General features: G+C 75.1%; 15 protein-coding genes. 5 read left to right on the top strand and 10 right to left on the bottom strand.

Features of this window, described 5'->3' with window-relative positions; genetic code table 11:
- Positions 1–72 precede the first annotated feature (72 nt).
- The 3 genes from ACI793_RS05595 to ACI793_RS05585 are packed head-to-tail and all read left to right on the top strand — an operon-like array spanning position 73 to position 1920.
- Positions 73–1065, top strand: a complete 993-nt coding sequence (locus tag ACI793_RS05595) for an aldo/keto reductase (RefSeq protein WP_456605377.1) — start codon at positions 73–75, stop codon at positions 1063–1065.
- A 59-nt stretch (positions 1066–1124) separates the two neighbouring features.
- Positions 1125–1487, top strand: a complete 363-nt coding sequence (locus ACI793_RS05590) for a hypothetical protein (RefSeq protein ID WP_456605376.1) — start codon at positions 1125–1127, stop codon at positions 1485–1487.
- Entirely contained in the window at positions 1480–1920 is a 441-nt protein-coding gene (locus tag ACI793_RS05585; protein WP_456605375.1) for a hypothetical protein, read from the top strand. Before ACI793_RS05590 ends, ACI793_RS05585 begins: the two co-directional genes overlap by 8 nt.
- 3 nt (positions 1921–1923) lie before the next feature.
- Here the strand turns inward: ACI793_RS05585 and ACI793_RS05580 are convergent, their stop codons facing one another.
- The 3 genes from ACI793_RS05580 to ACI793_RS05570 form a co-directional block, all read right to left on the bottom strand.
- Positions 1924–2619, bottom strand: a complete 696-nt coding sequence (locus ACI793_RS05580) for a hypothetical protein (RefSeq protein ID WP_456605374.1) — start codon at positions 2617–2619, stop codon at positions 1924–1926.
- 65 nt (positions 2620–2684) lie between these two features.
- On the bottom strand, positions 2685–3200 hold the full coding sequence (locus ACI793_RS05575; RefSeq protein WP_456605373.1) for a flavin reductase family protein: 516 nt from the start codon (positions 3198–3200) through the stop codon (positions 2685–2687).
- The gene (locus tag ACI793_RS05570) at positions 3197–4132 is read right to left on the bottom strand and encodes a hydroxymethylglutaryl-CoA lyase (RefSeq protein ID WP_456605372.1); all 936 of its coding nucleotides are present in this window, start codon (positions 4130–4132) and stop codon (positions 3197–3199) included. Before ACI793_RS05570 ends, ACI793_RS05575 begins: the two co-directional genes overlap by 4 nt.
- A 144-nt stretch (positions 4133–4276) precedes the next feature.
- On the opposite strand from ACI793_RS05570, the gene ACI793_RS05565 reads away from it, so the two are divergent.
- Positions 4277–5185 carry a GGDEF domain-containing protein gene (locus ACI793_RS05565; RefSeq protein WP_456605371.1) on the top strand — a complete coding sequence of 303 codons (909 nt, stop codon included), beginning with the start codon at positions 4277–4279 and terminating at the stop codon, positions 5183–5185.
- A gap of 15 nt (positions 5186–5200) precedes the next feature.
- Here the strand turns inward: ACI793_RS05565 and ACI793_RS05560 are convergent, their stop codons facing one another.
- The 7 genes from ACI793_RS05560 to ACI793_RS05530 form a co-directional block, all read right to left on the bottom strand.
- Positions 5201–5620: a hypothetical protein gene (locus ACI793_RS05560; protein ID WP_456605370.1), complete on the bottom strand. Its 420-nt coding sequence runs from the start codon at positions 5618–5620 to the stop codon at positions 5201–5203.
- A 327-nt stretch (positions 5621–5947) separates the two neighbouring features.
- Entirely contained in the window at positions 5948–6283 is a 336-nt protein-coding gene (locus ACI793_RS05555) for a YnfA family protein (protein ID WP_456605369.1), read from the bottom strand.
- Between the two features lie 19 nt (positions 6284–6302).
- Positions 6303–6710 carry a VOC family protein gene (locus ACI793_RS05550; protein ID WP_456605368.1) on the bottom strand — a complete coding sequence of 136 codons (408 nt, stop codon included), beginning with the start codon at positions 6708–6710 and terminating at the stop codon, positions 6303–6305.
- Positions 6707–7558 carry a helix-turn-helix domain-containing protein gene (locus tag ACI793_RS05545; protein WP_456605367.1) on the bottom strand — a complete coding sequence of 284 codons (852 nt, stop codon included), beginning with the start codon at positions 7556–7558 and terminating at the stop codon, positions 6707–6709. The genes ACI793_RS05550 and ACI793_RS05545 overlap by 4 nt, the downstream gene beginning before the upstream one ends.
- A 55-nt stretch (positions 7559–7613) precedes the next feature.
- Entirely contained in the window at positions 7614–8459 is an 846-nt protein-coding gene (locus ACI793_RS05540) for an alpha/beta fold hydrolase (RefSeq protein WP_456605366.1), read from the bottom strand.
- Between the two features lie 49 nt (positions 8460–8508).
- Complete coding sequence (locus tag ACI793_RS05535; protein ID WP_456605365.1) at positions 8509–9771, bottom strand: DUF3152 domain-containing protein; 1263 nt, start codon at positions 9769–9771, stop codon at positions 8509–8511.
- A 180-nt stretch (positions 9772–9951) separates the two neighbouring features.
- The gene (locus tag ACI793_RS05530) at positions 9952–11211 is read right to left on the bottom strand and encodes a DUF3152 domain-containing protein (RefSeq protein ID WP_456605364.1); all 1260 of its coding nucleotides are present in this window, start codon (positions 11209–11211) and stop codon (positions 9952–9954) included.
- Between the two features lie 217 nt (positions 11212–11428).
- On the opposite strand from ACI793_RS05530, the gene ACI793_RS05525 reads away from it, so the two are divergent.
- Positions 11429–13168 (top strand): helicase, encoded by a 1740-nt coding sequence (locus tag ACI793_RS05525; RefSeq protein WP_456605363.1) that lies wholly within the window; start codon positions 11429–11431, stop codon positions 13166–13168.

Below are 13168 nucleotides of genomic sequence, written 5' to 3'. Positions count from 1 at the left end.
AACACCGGGGGGCGGCCGGGGCCGCATCGTGACCGGCGGTTGGCTGCACGCCTGCTGGGCACCGACCGGCGCATGCAGACACGCACCCTCGGCTCCCTCTCCGTCCCGGCCCAGGGCCTGGGCTGCATGGGGATGAGCGAGTTCTACGGCACCGCCGACCAGGCGGAGGCGGAGCGGACCATCGCCCGGGCCCTGGACCTGGGGATCACGTTCCTCGACACCGCGGACATGTACGGGCCGTTCACCAACGAGCGGCTGGTGGGCCAGGCGATCGCCGGCCGGAGGGACGAGGTCGTCCTGGCCACGAAGTTCGGGAACGAGCGCAGCGAGGACGGCGGGTTCCTGGGCATCAACGGGCGCCCCGAGTACGTCCACCGGGCCTGCGACGCCTCGCTGCAGCGTCTCGGCGTCGACGTCATCGACCTCTACTACCAGCACCGGGTCGACACGGCCGTGCCGATCGAGGACACCTGGGGAGCGCTGCGCGAGCTGGTCGAGGCCGGCAAGATCCGGCACGCCGGCATCTCCGAGGCGGCCCCGGACACGATCCGCCGGGCGCACGCCGTGCAGCCGGTGACCGCGGTGCAGACCGAGTACTCGCTGTGGACCCGGGATCCCGAGGACGACGGCGTGCTGGCCACCTGCGCCGAGCTCGGCATCGGCTTCGTCGCCTACTCACCGATCGGCCGCGGCTTCCTGTCCGGGCAGATCCGCAGCGCCGACGACCTGGATCCGGGCGACTTCCGCCGCCGCAACCCCCGGTTCCAGGGCGAGGCGTTCGCGCAGAACCTGGAGCTGGTCGACCGGGTGCGCGAGATCGCCCACGAGAAGGGGGCGACCGCCTCGCAGCTGGCGCTCGCCTGGGTGATGGCGCAGAGCGGGCGCGGGGGGAACCCGGCGGTGGTGCCGATCCCGGGCACGAAGCGGGTGCGGTACCTCGAGGAGAACGCCGCGGCCGTCGAGGTCGCGCTCACCGACGACGACCTCCGCCGGATCGACGAGGCCGCGCCGGTCGGCGCCGCGGCGGGCGACCGCTACCCGGACATGTCGTCCGTGCACCGCTGAGGGAGGACCCGCCGCCCCCGTCAGCAGGATCCGCCGGGGGGACGCGGGAGGATGACCCGGTGCAGCCCGGGCTCGTCGTCGTCATCACCGTGGTCGCCGTGCTGCTCGTGCTGACCGGTGTGGCCTCGACGCTGGCCCGGCGACGGATCGGCCTGGTGCACCTGGGCCTGGCCGGCGTCCTCGAGGCGCTGCTGCTGGTGCAGGCGGTCGTCGCGCTCGCGGCGCTCGACTCCGACACCCCGGCCGACACCCCGACGTTCCTCGGGTACCTCTCCGGCGCCGTGCTGATCCCCGTCGCCGGGGTGCTGTGGGCCCGCACCGAGGTGACCCGCTGGGCCGGCACCGTGCTGGCCGTCGCGGGAGCGACGGTGGGCGTCATGGTCTGGCGGCTGCTCCAGCTCTGGGAGGCGACCGGTGCCTGACGACCGCACGCTGGGGGCTCCGGCGCAGCCGGGATCCGGGACCCCGGGTGCCGCGCGCGTGCTGGTGGCGCTCTACGCGGTCTTCGCGCTCGCCGCGGGAGCCCGGGCGGGTGTGCAGCTGGCCACCCGCTTCGACCAGGCGCCGCTGGCCTACCTGCTGTCGGCGCTCGCCGCGGCGGTCTACCTGGTGGCCACGGTGGCGCTGGCCCGGGGGCCGGCGGGACGGCGGGTCGCCCTGGCCGCGATCAGCGTCGAGCTCGTGGGTGTCCTCGTCGTGGGCACGCTCTCGCTGGTCGATCCGGCGGCCTTCCCGGACGAGACGGTGTGGTCGGGCTTCGGCCGCGGTTACCTGTACGTCCCGCTCGTGCTGCCGGTGCTGGGGCTGCTGCTGCTCCGCCGCAGCCGTGGGACGGCCGACCCGACCGGGCCCTGAGCCTCAGAAGTCCCCGCCCCCGAAGTCACCGCCCCCGCCGAAGTCCCCGCCCCCGAAGTCCCCGCCCCCGAAGTCGCCACCGCCGAAGTCGCCACCGCCGACGTCGCCACCGTCCTCGAATCCCTGGGCGTAGGCCTCCTCGTCCCCGCCACCGAACAGGCCGCCGTCGCCCAGCCCGCTGTCGAACAGCGCATCGGCGACCGCGGTGCCGATGACCAGGCCACCGATGGTGCCCAGCAGGCTGCCGCCGATCATGCCGCCCATCCCCATGCCGCCGCCGTAGCCGGGCCGGCCGCCGTACCCGGGGTCTGCGCCGTAGCCGGGCCCGTAGCCGCCGAGTGCCCGTTCCAGGGTGCCGGGCTGCCGCATCTCGGCGCGGGTGGCCACCCGGGCCAGGGTCTCGACGTCGTCGGTGCGCGGGCGCTCTCCGGCCGGCACGGCCGCGGCCAGCTGGGCGAGCACCTGCTGCCGCTGGTCGGTCGTGAGCTGCGCGAACGCCTCGGCGTGAGCCTGCTCGATCTGCTCCGGCGGCGCGGTGCGCAGCAGGTACCGGTACCGGGCGATGGCCTGCTCGTCCGGCAGCGGCTGCCCGTCGGGCTGCCGGGCGTAGCGCCCCGGGCCCGCCTGCCCGTACCCCTGACCTCGGGAGCCGGCGGGGTACCCCTGGCCGCGGCCGAAGAGCCGGTCGAGCAGTCCCATGACGTCCTCCTCGCGGTGTCGGTCCTGCGGTGCCCGTCGGCGCCCCGGCCCACACCCGGCCGGGCTCAGCCCTCGGCGCGGTGCAGCAGCCCGTAGGCGCCGCGGTGGAACAGCAGCGGCCGACGGTCGGCCGAGGCCCCCAGGTCGAGCACGCGGGCCACCACGATGGTGTGGTCGCCGCCGTCGTACTCGGCCCAGAGCTCGCCGTCGATCCAGGCGACGACGTCGTCGAGGACCGGGGAGCCGTGGGGGCTCGGCGTCCACGGGACCCCGGCGAACTTGTCCGGCACCGAGCGGGCGAAGTTCTGCGACACGGCGTCCTGGCCCTCGGCGAGCACGTTGATGCAGAACCGGCCGATGGTGCGCAGCCGCGCCCAGGTCCGCGACGAGCGGGCCGGCGCGAAGGCGACCAGCGGCGGGTCCAGCGACAGCGAGCTGAACGACTGGCAGGTGAAGCCGATCGGGCCCTCGTCGGTGTCCGCCGTCAGCACCGTGACGCCGGAGGCGAAGTGGCCCAGGACGTCGCGCATGGCGAGCGGGTCGACGATCCGCCGGGGCTCCCCGGAGCCGGGGGCGCTCACCGGGCGTCCAGCGAACGCGGCACGGAACGCCCGCCGGCCCGGTACAGCGAGCTGGGCAGCTCGTGCCCGACGGCGCGCTCGGTCACGCGGGCGGCGGTGAGGACGGCGTCCAGGTCCAGCCCGGTGCGCACGCCGGACTCCTCCAGCATGTAGACCAGCTCCTCGGTGGCGATGTTGCCGCTGGCGCCCGGGGCGAACGGACAACCACCGAGCCCGCCGATGGAGGCGTCCAGCTGGGTCACCCCCGCCTGCACCGCGGCCAGCGCGTTGGCCTGCCCCGTGCCGCGGGTGTCGTGGAAGTGCACGCCCACCGGGATGCCCGGGCACGCCCGGCGGACCGCGTCGAGCAGCTGCACCACGCGCAGCGGCGTCGTCGTCCCGATGGTGTCGCCCAGGCACAGCTGGTCGGCACCGGCGGTGACGGCGGCGCGGGCGACGTCGACCGTGCGTGCGATGGGCGTGCGGCCGTCGAAGGGGCAGTCCCAGGCGGTGGCGATGATGACCTCGAGCGAGCCGCCGGCGCCGTGGGCCAGGCCGGCGATCTCCCCCACCGCGGCGACGGCCTCCGCGGTCGAGCGCCCGGCATTGGCGCGGCTGTGCCCGTCGGTGGCCGACACCACGTACTCGAGGTCGGCCACCCCGGCGTCGACGGCGCGGACGGCACCGCGCGGGTTGGCCACCAGCGCCGACCAGTGCACCTCGGGCCAGCGGGCCAGCTCCGCGGCCACCTGGTCGGCGTCGGCCAGCGCCGGCACTGCCTTCGGCGAGACGAACGACGTCGCCTCGATGCGGCGCACGCCGGTGGCGACGAGCGCCTCCAGCATCTCCAGCTTGGCCTCCAGCGGGACCGGGGCCTCGAGCTGCAGGCCGTCGCGCATGCCCACCTCGCGGACGTCGACCGCCGTGGGCAGCACCAGGTCGAACTCGTTCACGGACGCCTCCTGACGGAACTCTCCGTGCATCCTGCACCCGTACGAGGTCCCCCATTGAGGCGACCCGGAACGGTTCCGTGACGCCTGCCGCACCGTTCGTCGGTGCCGTCGCGCAAGATGAGTGCAGGCGACGGAGGTGGGGATGTGATCGAGGTGGTGGATGCGCTGCCCCCTGCCGACCATGCCACCGTGTTCGCCCACGCGCCCATGGGCGTCGCACTGACCACCACCGACGGTGTGCTGATCGACGTGAACCGGGCCCTGGGCGAGCTGCTCGGCATCTCCCCCGAGGAGCTGCGCGGTCGCTCGCTGTTCGACCTCACCCACCCGGACGACGTGACCGGCGCGCGCGAGGCGTGCGCCGGCCTCAGCGCCCGGCCCGAGCAGGCGGTGCGGCAGGAGTGCCGCCTCGTCCGCCCGGACGGGCACGCCGTCCCGGTGCAGGTGGCCACCTCGTGGGTCGAGCCGGAGACGCCGGGCCGGGAGCCGCACCTGGTCATGATCATCGAGGACATCTCGGAGCGGAAGGCCCTCGAGGAGCAGCTGGTCCACCGCTCGCTGCACGACCCGCTCACCGGCCTGCCCAACCGCTCCCTCTTCCAGGACCGGCTGTGGCACGCCCTGGAGCGTGGCCAGCGGGAGCGCACGACCACGTGCGTGCTGATCATGGACCTGGACGGCTTCAAGGCCATCAACGACGAGCTGGGCCACCCGATGGGCGACCTCGTACTCGTGGCCTTCGCCGACCGGATGCGGTCGGTGCTGCGGGCCAGCGACACGGCGGCCCGCCTGGGCGGCGACGAGTTCAGCATCGTGTGCGAGAACACCGACCGGCCCGACGCCGAGGTGCTGGCCGCCCGCCTGCGCACCGCGGTGACCGCACCGCTGGAGCTCAGCGGTCAGGAGGTCTCCATCGGTCTCAGCATCGGGATCGGCTCCGCACCCGGGGGCGAGGAGCCGGCCGACGTGCACGAGCAGGTCGTCCGCGCGGCCGACGACGCGATGTACGCCGACAAGGCCCGCCGCCGGCGCGCACGGTCCCGGTCCCGCTGAGACCGGCGGGCCCGATCAGGGGCCGGACGAGGCCCAGCCCGTCGTCGCCCGGTTCCGGGCCAGGACCGCGGTGACGGCCGGCAGCGGGGCTCCGAGGAACGAGAAGGTGAGGATGAAGTCGGCCTCGTCCGCGTAGAGCGTGGACGTGCCCACCACGGCGATGAGCGCGAGCGAGGCGAGCGCGGCCAGCGCGCTGACGAAGAGCAGGTCGGCCGATCTCCGGCTCAGCAGCCGGACGGCGCCGGTGACGAGCCCGGCGGCGCAGAGCGCGCCGGTGATGACCGTCAGCACGTACACCGCGTCGTCGTCCCCGGCGGCCAGCCCGAGGAGGAAGCCGGCGGTCATCAGCGCCGTCAGGCCCGCGGTGACGAACCCCAGGACGGCGGCCGAGGTGGCGACGCCGGGTCGCCCCGGTCCCGCGGGCCAGGTCGGCACCGGTCCGGGAAAGCCCGTCCCGTATCCGGGGGGCGGGCGGTAGCCAGGGGGCGCGCCGTACCCGGGCGGCGGTCCGTAGCCAGCGGGCGGGCCGTAGCCAGGCGGGGGTCCGTAGCCAGGCGGCGGTCCGTACCCGGGCGGCGGTCCGTAGCCAGGAGGCGGGCCGTACCCGGGCGGGGGTCCGTAGCCGGGCGGCGGGCCGTAGCCGGGCGGCGGTCCGTAGGAGGGCGGCCCCGTGTAGCGCTCCTCGGAGCCGTCGGACTCCGACCCGTTCCCGTTCACGTCGCCAGTCTGCCGGGCCGCCCGCCGGATCCCCCGACGGCCGGCTCAGACGGCGCGCGGCGCGTACATGATCACGGCGACGCCGACCAGGCACAGCAGCGCGCCGGCGACGTCGTACCGGTCGGGTCGGAAGCCGTCGACCGCCATCCCCCACAGCAGGGATCCGGCCACGAAGACGCCGCCGTAGGCGGCGAGGATCCGGCCGAAGTTCGCGTCCGGCTGGAGCGTGGCCACGAAGCCGTAGGCGCCGAGCGCGATCACCCCGGCGCCGATCCAGAGCCAGCCGCGGGCCTCGCGCACGCCCTGCCAGACCAGCCAGGCGCCGCCGATCTCGGCCAGGGCGGCCAGCACGAACAGCAGGACGGAGCGCGCGACGGTCACCCCCGGACCGTAGAGCGGCTCACGCGGACGGCCGTGGCTCCCCCGCGTACGTGCCGAACTGCCAGAGGTTGCCCTCGGGGTCCCGCACCGTGACGTCGCGGGAGCCGTAGTCGGTCGTGTACGGCGCGCGCAGGATCTCGGCGCCGGCCGCGACGGCCCGGGAGTGCACGCCTTCGGGATCGGCGGTCACGACGTAGCAGGCCGCGGTGCCGGGCACGACCGGCCACGGGTCGTCGACGATGTCCCTGACCGACCCGAGCATCACGCCTCCGCCTTCGGGCCAGGCGAGTTCGGCGTGCGCGACGAGGTCGCCGTCGCGGTGCACGACCGTCTCCTGGAATCCGAGGACGTCCACGAGGAAACGGATCAGGGCGGGGGCATCAGTGGCGCGGAAGGCGGGCCAGACGGTGGGCTGAGGAGAAGTCATGCCGTGGACAGTGCCGCGGACAGCGCCCGGGTGTCTTGCACGAATCCGAACTCCCGGGCCAGCCAGCGCGTCGGCGGCAGCCCGGAGAACGCCCGCCACTCCCGCGTCAGGTGCGCCTGGTCGGCGAAGCCGGTCGCGCCGGCGAGCCCGGCCAGGTCCAGCCCCCGCCCGGCTGCCGCCCGCTCGGCCAGCGCCCGGCGGGCCCGGTCGAACCGCGCGACCCGGGCCGCCTCCTTGGGGCCCAACCCGGTCTCGGCCCGGAAGCGCTGCTCCAGGTGCCGCACCGACCAGCCCACGCGCGCGGCCACCTCGGCCACCGGCAGCCGCCCGGCCGACGCCGTCGTCAGCCGCCAGGCCTCCGCCACCTCGGCTCTGACCTCGCCGTGTCCCACCCGGCGGAGCAGCGCCTCCTCCAGGACGGCGAAGCGGGCGGGCCACCCCTCGGCGGACCGCACCCGCTCGATCACCTCCGCGCCGGTCGGGCCGAGGACGTCGTCCAGCGGGGCGTCCAGCGACGCCAGCGCCGAGGCGGGGCAGCCGAGCAGGGCGCGGGCGCCGGCCGGGGTCAGCGACAGCTGGATGCCGGACTGCCGCCCCGGGTGGGCGATGCGGGCCGGACGGGTGTGCAGCCCACCCACGAGCCCGTCGTAGCGCCCCGGGGCCTGGGCGGGGTCGGGATGGGCGGCCATCTCCAGCGGCTCGTCGAGCGCGAGGACGACGGTGAGGAAGGGGGAGGGCAGCCCCAGGTGCTCGCCGGGCGGCAGCCCCTCGTGCCGGTAGCCCACCGCGGCGGCGACGAACGGGCGCAGCCGCGGGTGCACGGGATGCACCACCGACTCCTGCCGCATCGGCCCAGCATGGTCCGCCGGGAGGGAGCGCGCACGTGCCGACCCCGTCGGCGCCCTACGACGGCTGCTCGACCGCGTCCAGGAACAGCCGCAGCGTCTCGAGGAAGACCTCGGGCTGCTCGGAGTGCACCCAGTGGCCGGCGTTCTTGACGCGGACGAGCCGGGTGGAGGGGAACAGCTCGTCCATGCGTTCCCGGTCCCGGGGGAGGACGTAGTGCGAGTTCGCCCCGGCGATCCAGAGCACCGGTCCGTCGAAGGTGGCACCGGCCGGCGGGTCCGGGAAGCCGCGCAGCTCGCCGAGGTCGCGCTCGAGCAGGTCGAGGTTGAGCCGCCACTGCCAGCCGCCGTCGGCGCCCACCCCGTCCCGGACCAGGCTCTGCAGCAGGAAGCTGCGCACCATCCGGCTCGGGACTGCGGTCCTCAGCGCGGCGTCGGCGTCGGCGCGGCTGTCCAGCGCGCTCAGGTCCATGGCCTTCATCGCGGCGATGAAGGCGGCGAACGGGGACGCCTCCTCGTCCTCGTCGTCGGTCCGGCCGCCCTGGAGCGGGTACTCGACGGGCGCGATGTCGACGACGACGAGCGCGTGCAGCAGCTCGGGCCGGCGCAGGGCGAGGGTCATCGCCACCTTGCCGCCCATCGAGTGCCCGACCAGCGTCACCGGCTCGCCGTGCGCGGCCAGCTCGGCGGCGACCAGGTCGGCCATGTCCACGTAGTCCACGCGGTCGGTCCAGGGCGAGTGGCCGTGGTTGGGCAGGTCGAGCAACGTGACCCGGTGCCCGTCGGCCAGCCCCTTGGCGATGGTGGTCCAGTTCTTGCCCTGGCCGAACAGCCCGTGCAGGAAGACCACGCGGGGCCCGGCGTCGCCCAGGGTGCGGCCGTGCAGCCGGAGGTCGTCGTCCACCCGCCCATCCCACCAGCCCGGCGCCGGGCCGGCCGCGCGGGGCACGCCGTCAGCGCGGCAGGATCTCCGCCACCTGGCGCGCCGAGTCCCAGCGGATGGACCCGCGCTGGAAGTCGCTCTGCCGACCCCCGGGCACCGCGTACTCGCCGCTGACGGGATAGCCCAGCGGTCCGCGCTCCGCGCCCTGCTGCATCCAGCGGGCGCGGATCCGACCGTAGACCTCGTGCGCGCCGGTCGCGGTGGTCGAGTAGATGGAGGCGCCGCCGGGGCGGGAGAAGTGCTGCACCCGGCCGACCCCGTCCGCCGTCCGCATCACGTCGGACGCCGGATAGCCCAGCGGTCCCCGCTCCCAGCCCAGGGCGATCCAGCGCTGCCCGATGAGGCCGTAGATCTCGTGTGCGCCGGTCGCCGGCGTCCAGTAGATGGAGGCGCCGCCGGGGCGGGAGAAGTGCTGCATCCGGCCCCTGCCGTCCGGCGTCCGGAGCTCACCGGTGACCGGGTAGCCCAGCGCCCCCCGCTCCCAGCCCAGCCGGCCCCAGCGCTGCCGGATCGCCCCGTAGATCTCGTGCGCGCCGGTCGCGGCGGTCGCGTAGATCGAGGCGCCGCCGGGGCGGGAGAAGTGCTGCATCCAGCCGCGCTTGTCCGGCGTGCGGGTCTCCCACGTGAGGGGGAGCCCCAACGGGCTCTTCCCGCGGCCGAGCGCGGAGTAGCGGCGCTCGATGGCGGTCCAGGTGACCGGGACCCTGAAGGTGCGGGCCACCCGCTCCCGCTCTTCCATGATCGGCCACATGTTCGACAGGCAGCCCTGGAGGTTGATCGACTGCTGCTGCATGGCCGGGGCGGTGCGCCCGCGCGACGGGCAGCTCTGGTGCGGGACGCCGAGCCAGTGCCCGACCTCGTGGGTGATCACGTACTGCCGGTAGAGCGGCACACCGTGCGGCCAGGTGCGCGTGGCGGTCCGCCACCGGGCGTCGTTGATGTACACCTTCCGGCCGACCCGGCAGCTGTAGAAGGCGTCGCAGCCGGGCTGGGCGCCGATGACCCGCGGCGCCGCGAGCACGAGCGTGAAGTTCCCGCCCGAGGGCACCCGCACGAAGTCGATGCTGCCGCCCAGGCTCCATCCGCGCGGGTCGCGGAGGGTCGCGGCCGCCACAGCGGCGAACTGCGACACCTTCCCGGAGACGGTCCCCTGCGTGGTGATCGAGTACGTGATGGTCCGGTGAGCGGCCGCCTGCGCGGCCGGACCGACCGGCAGCAGCACCGAGCCCACCGCCAGCACCACGACCAGCAGTGCCCGCCACGTCCTGGACATCGGCTCTCCCTGTCGTCCGCGGACCCGCCCGCGTGGTGGGCCGCGGGTCCGCCCGCAGCCGGCCGGGCCCAGGAGGCGTCCGGCACTGCGGCGGCACGCTAGGGGCAGCCGGGGAGGCACCGCGGGCTCCGACACGCAGGAGCGGCGGCCACCGCCTCCTGCGCACCAGGGGCCACGCGGTCAGCGGGGGAGCACCTCCGTGGCGCCGGTCGAGGCGTTCCAGCGGATCGAGCCGCCCTGGAAGTCGCTCTGCCGGCCGCCGGGCACGTCGTACTCGCCGCTGACGGGGTAGCCCAGCGATCCGCGCTCCCAGCCCTGCTCGGCCCAGCGCCCCCGGATCGCGCCGTAGACCTCGTGCGCACCGGTGCTCGGGGTCCAGTAGATGGACGCACCGCCCGAACCCGCGAAGTGGTTGAACCGGCCCACCCCGTCCGGCGTCGGCAGCTCACCGGTCACCGGGTAGCTGAGCCGGCCCCGCTCCCAGCCCAGCTGGCCGTACTTCGCCCGGATGGCCCCGTAGACCTCGTGGGCGCCGGTCCACGGGTGCCAGTAGATGGACCCACCGCCGGAACCCGCGAAGTGGTTCATCCGCCCCGTCCCGTCCGGGGTCGGCAGCTCACCGGTCACCGGGAAGCCGAGCGGGCCCAGCTCCCAGCCCGTCTGGGCCCAGCGGGACCGGATCCCGCCGTAGATCTCGTGCGCTCCGGTCGACGGCGACCAGTAGATCGACGCGCCGTCGGAGCGGTTGTAGTGCTGCATCCAGCCGCGGTCGCCCGGCGTCGGCAGCTCCCAGGTCACCGGGCCGCCGAGCAGGCCGCCTGCCTGTCCCAGGTCCCGGTAGCGCCGCTCGATCGCCGACCAGTTCACCGAGACGCCCATGCGCTGCCCCGCCCGCTCCTGCTCGGCGATGACCGGCCACACGTTGGCCAGGCAGCCCTGCAGCGAGATCGACTGCTGCTGCATCACCCAGGCCGTGCGGCCCTGGGCCGGGCAGTCGGTGTGCGGGATGCCGATCCAGTGCCCGACCTCGTGCAGGATCACGTAGCGCTGGTAGTCGGCCAGGCTGTGCGTCCAGGCGTCGGTGCCGAACCGCCAGCGCTCGTCGTTGATGTAGACCGAGCGTCCCACCCGGCAGCTCCACTGGGCGCTGCAGCCGGGCGCCGCGTTCGCGATCACCGACGGGGACGCCAGGATCAGGTCGAAGTCGCTGCCGGAGCCCACCTGCTGGAACGCCAGGGTGCCGCCCAGGCTCCACCCGCGGGAATCGCTCAGGGCGTCGCGGGCGACGGCCGCGAACTGCCCGGGGTCGGCGGCCACCCCGCCCCGTGTGGAGACGGTGTAGGTGACCGTCCGCTCGGCGGCGGAGGCTCCGGTCGGGGTCAGCACGACTGCGGCCAGGGCGACGACGAGGCTGAGGACGATGCGAGCAGCTCTGGTCATGGGATTCTCCGGCGTGGACGGTCGCCCACGCATCCGGTCGACGTCGGAGCCGGCACCCGGAGGCTGTCCGGCTTCTGTCGTCACCTGGTCTATCGCATCCACCCCTGCCCGGTCGATGTCGATCCCGTGACGAATCGCCCGACGGCACGTCCAACGCCTGCGCACGGGCGTCTCCCCCTGCCTCTACCGTGCCGAGGACCGACGAAGGGGACACACGATGCCGGGACGGCGCCGGAGCACCAGTAGCCGCAGCACGACCCGCACCCGGGCGGCCGCGCCGCGCACGCGTGCGGCCGCCAGACCCAGCAAGGCCGCGCCCGAGCTGCCCGTCGCAGGGCCGGGGCAGCGGGTCTGGGTGCTGGCCGTGCCGTTCCGCGCCCCGGCCCCGGGCGCGGTCTGGCACGCCGGGCTGCAGGCGCACGTCTGGGTCGGCGGAGAGCTGCCCGCCGCGCTCGTGCCCTACGACCCGCCGCCCTACAGCTTCGAGCGCTTCGTCGAGGACGAGCTCAACGACTCCCCGCGCCCGCTGCCCGGCGCGCGCCCGCTGACCCCGCGCGACCAGCAGTGCGACGGCGCCGACGTCGTGGCCGCCCACGCGGCAGCCGGGGGGCGGGTCTTCCTGCTCGGGGACGACCCCGGCGTCGGCAAGACCGGTACGGCGATCCTGGCCGTCAAGGCCATCGCCGAGCAGCGCGACGTCCGGCGGGTGCTGGTCGTGGCCGACCGGCCAGCAGCGATCACGATCCCGCACTGGTCCCGCTCGATCGCCGGGTTCGGCGACGGCGGCCTGCGCTGGTGCGTCACCACCTGGGACCGGCTGGGCAAGGTGGCGGCGGTGCAACGGGCGACCGGCGCGCGGTTCGACGTCGTCGTCGCCGACGAGGCGCACATGGTGCGGCACACGACCACGCAGCGCTGGAAGCACTGGAAGGCCGTGTCCGGCGCCGCCCGCGTCAAGGACGCGCCCTACGTGCTGGCCTGCACCGCGACGCCGGCGCACACCCCGCTGGAGCTGCCCTACCTGGCGCCGCAGTTCGCCGCCCAGCACGGGGACCCGCTGAAGGACTGGGCCGACCTCCCCGCGCGCCTGGCCGCGCGAGGGTTCCACGTGGAACGTGGCCGCTACGGCTGGCAGTGGACCGAGGACGCCGACGAGCGACGGGCCGATCTCGCGACGCTGCAGGGCTGGCTGGCCGAGGCCGAGCCGCCGGCGACGCTGCACCGTCCCGCGCCCTGGGGCGCGGTGTCGGTGGGTGGGGCCCCGGTGGCGCTGACGCCGGCCGAGCGGGCGTCCTACGAGGCGGAGTGGTCGGAGTTCCGGGCGGAGATGCAGCTGGCACGGCGCTCCCGGCAGACCGCCCGGGGTCGGGCCGCGCTGCTGCGCTTCCGGCAGAAGGCGGGGCTGATCCGGGTCCAGGCCACGGTCGACTGGGTCAAGGCGCAGGTCGAGTCGGAGCGGCAGGTGACGGTGTCGGTGGAGTTCGTGGAGACCGCGGCCGACCCGATCCGCGAGGCGCTGCTGGCGGCCGGCATCGAGGTGGCCGGGATCTACGGGCGGGACCGGTTCGACGTGGAGGCCGAACGGCTGCGCTTCCAGCGGGGCGAGGCGCAGGTGTGCGTGTTCACCGTGACCGCCTCGATCAGCCTGCACGCCGGGGAGCTGCTGCCCGACGGGTCGCACGCCTCCGAGCTGCCGCGGGTCGGGCTGTTCCACCAGCCGCGGTTCTCCGGCATCCAGGCCCGCCAGGTCACCGGTCGCACGCACCGCGACGGGAGGACCTCACCGTGGCTGGTCGCGTTCGCCGAGGACACGGTGGAGGAGCAGGTCGCCCGGGTGATGGTGGAGCGGCTGGCGGTCACCGGCTCGACGGCCGGTGCCGACACCTCGGCGCTGCAGGAGATCGCCGAGCTGCTCGAGGCCGACTGGCTGCCCGCGACGGCGCTCAGCGAGAGCTGA

The organism is Blastococcus sp. SYSU DS0617, assembly GCF_054051075.1.
Note: the sequence above shows the minus strand (reverse complement) of the source record. Positions and strands in the feature narration are given on the sequence as shown.

Excerpts from the sequence above, each read along its gene's own strand:
- ACI793_RS05595 (WP_456605377.1), top strand. The coding sequence starts at position 73 with ATGCAGACACGCACCCTCGGCTCCCTCTCCGTCCCGGCCCAGGGCCTG.
- ACI793_RS05580 (WP_456605374.1), bottom strand. The coding sequence starts at position 2,619 with ATGGGACTGCTCGACCGGCTCTTCGGCCGCGGCCAGGGGTACCCCGCC.
- ACI793_RS05550 (WP_456605368.1), bottom strand. The coding sequence starts at position 6,710 with ATGACTTCTCCTCAGCCCACCGTCTGGCCCGCCTTCCGCGCCACTGAT.
- ACI793_RS05545 (WP_456605367.1), bottom strand. The coding sequence starts at position 7,558 with ATGCGGCAGGAGTCGGTGGTGCATCCCGTGCACCCGCGGCTGCGCCCG.
- ACI793_RS05535 (WP_456605365.1), bottom strand. The coding sequence starts at position 9,771 with ATGTCCAGGACGTGGCGGGCACTGCTGGTCGTGGTGCTGGCGGTGGGC.
- ACI793_RS05530 (WP_456605364.1), bottom strand. The coding sequence starts at position 11,211 with ATGACCAGAGCTGCTCGCATCGTCCTCAGCCTCGTCGTCGCCCTGGCC.
- ACI793_RS05525 (WP_456605363.1), top strand. The coding sequence starts at position 11,429 with ATGCCGGGACGGCGCCGGAGCACCAGTAGCCGCAGCACGACCCGCACC.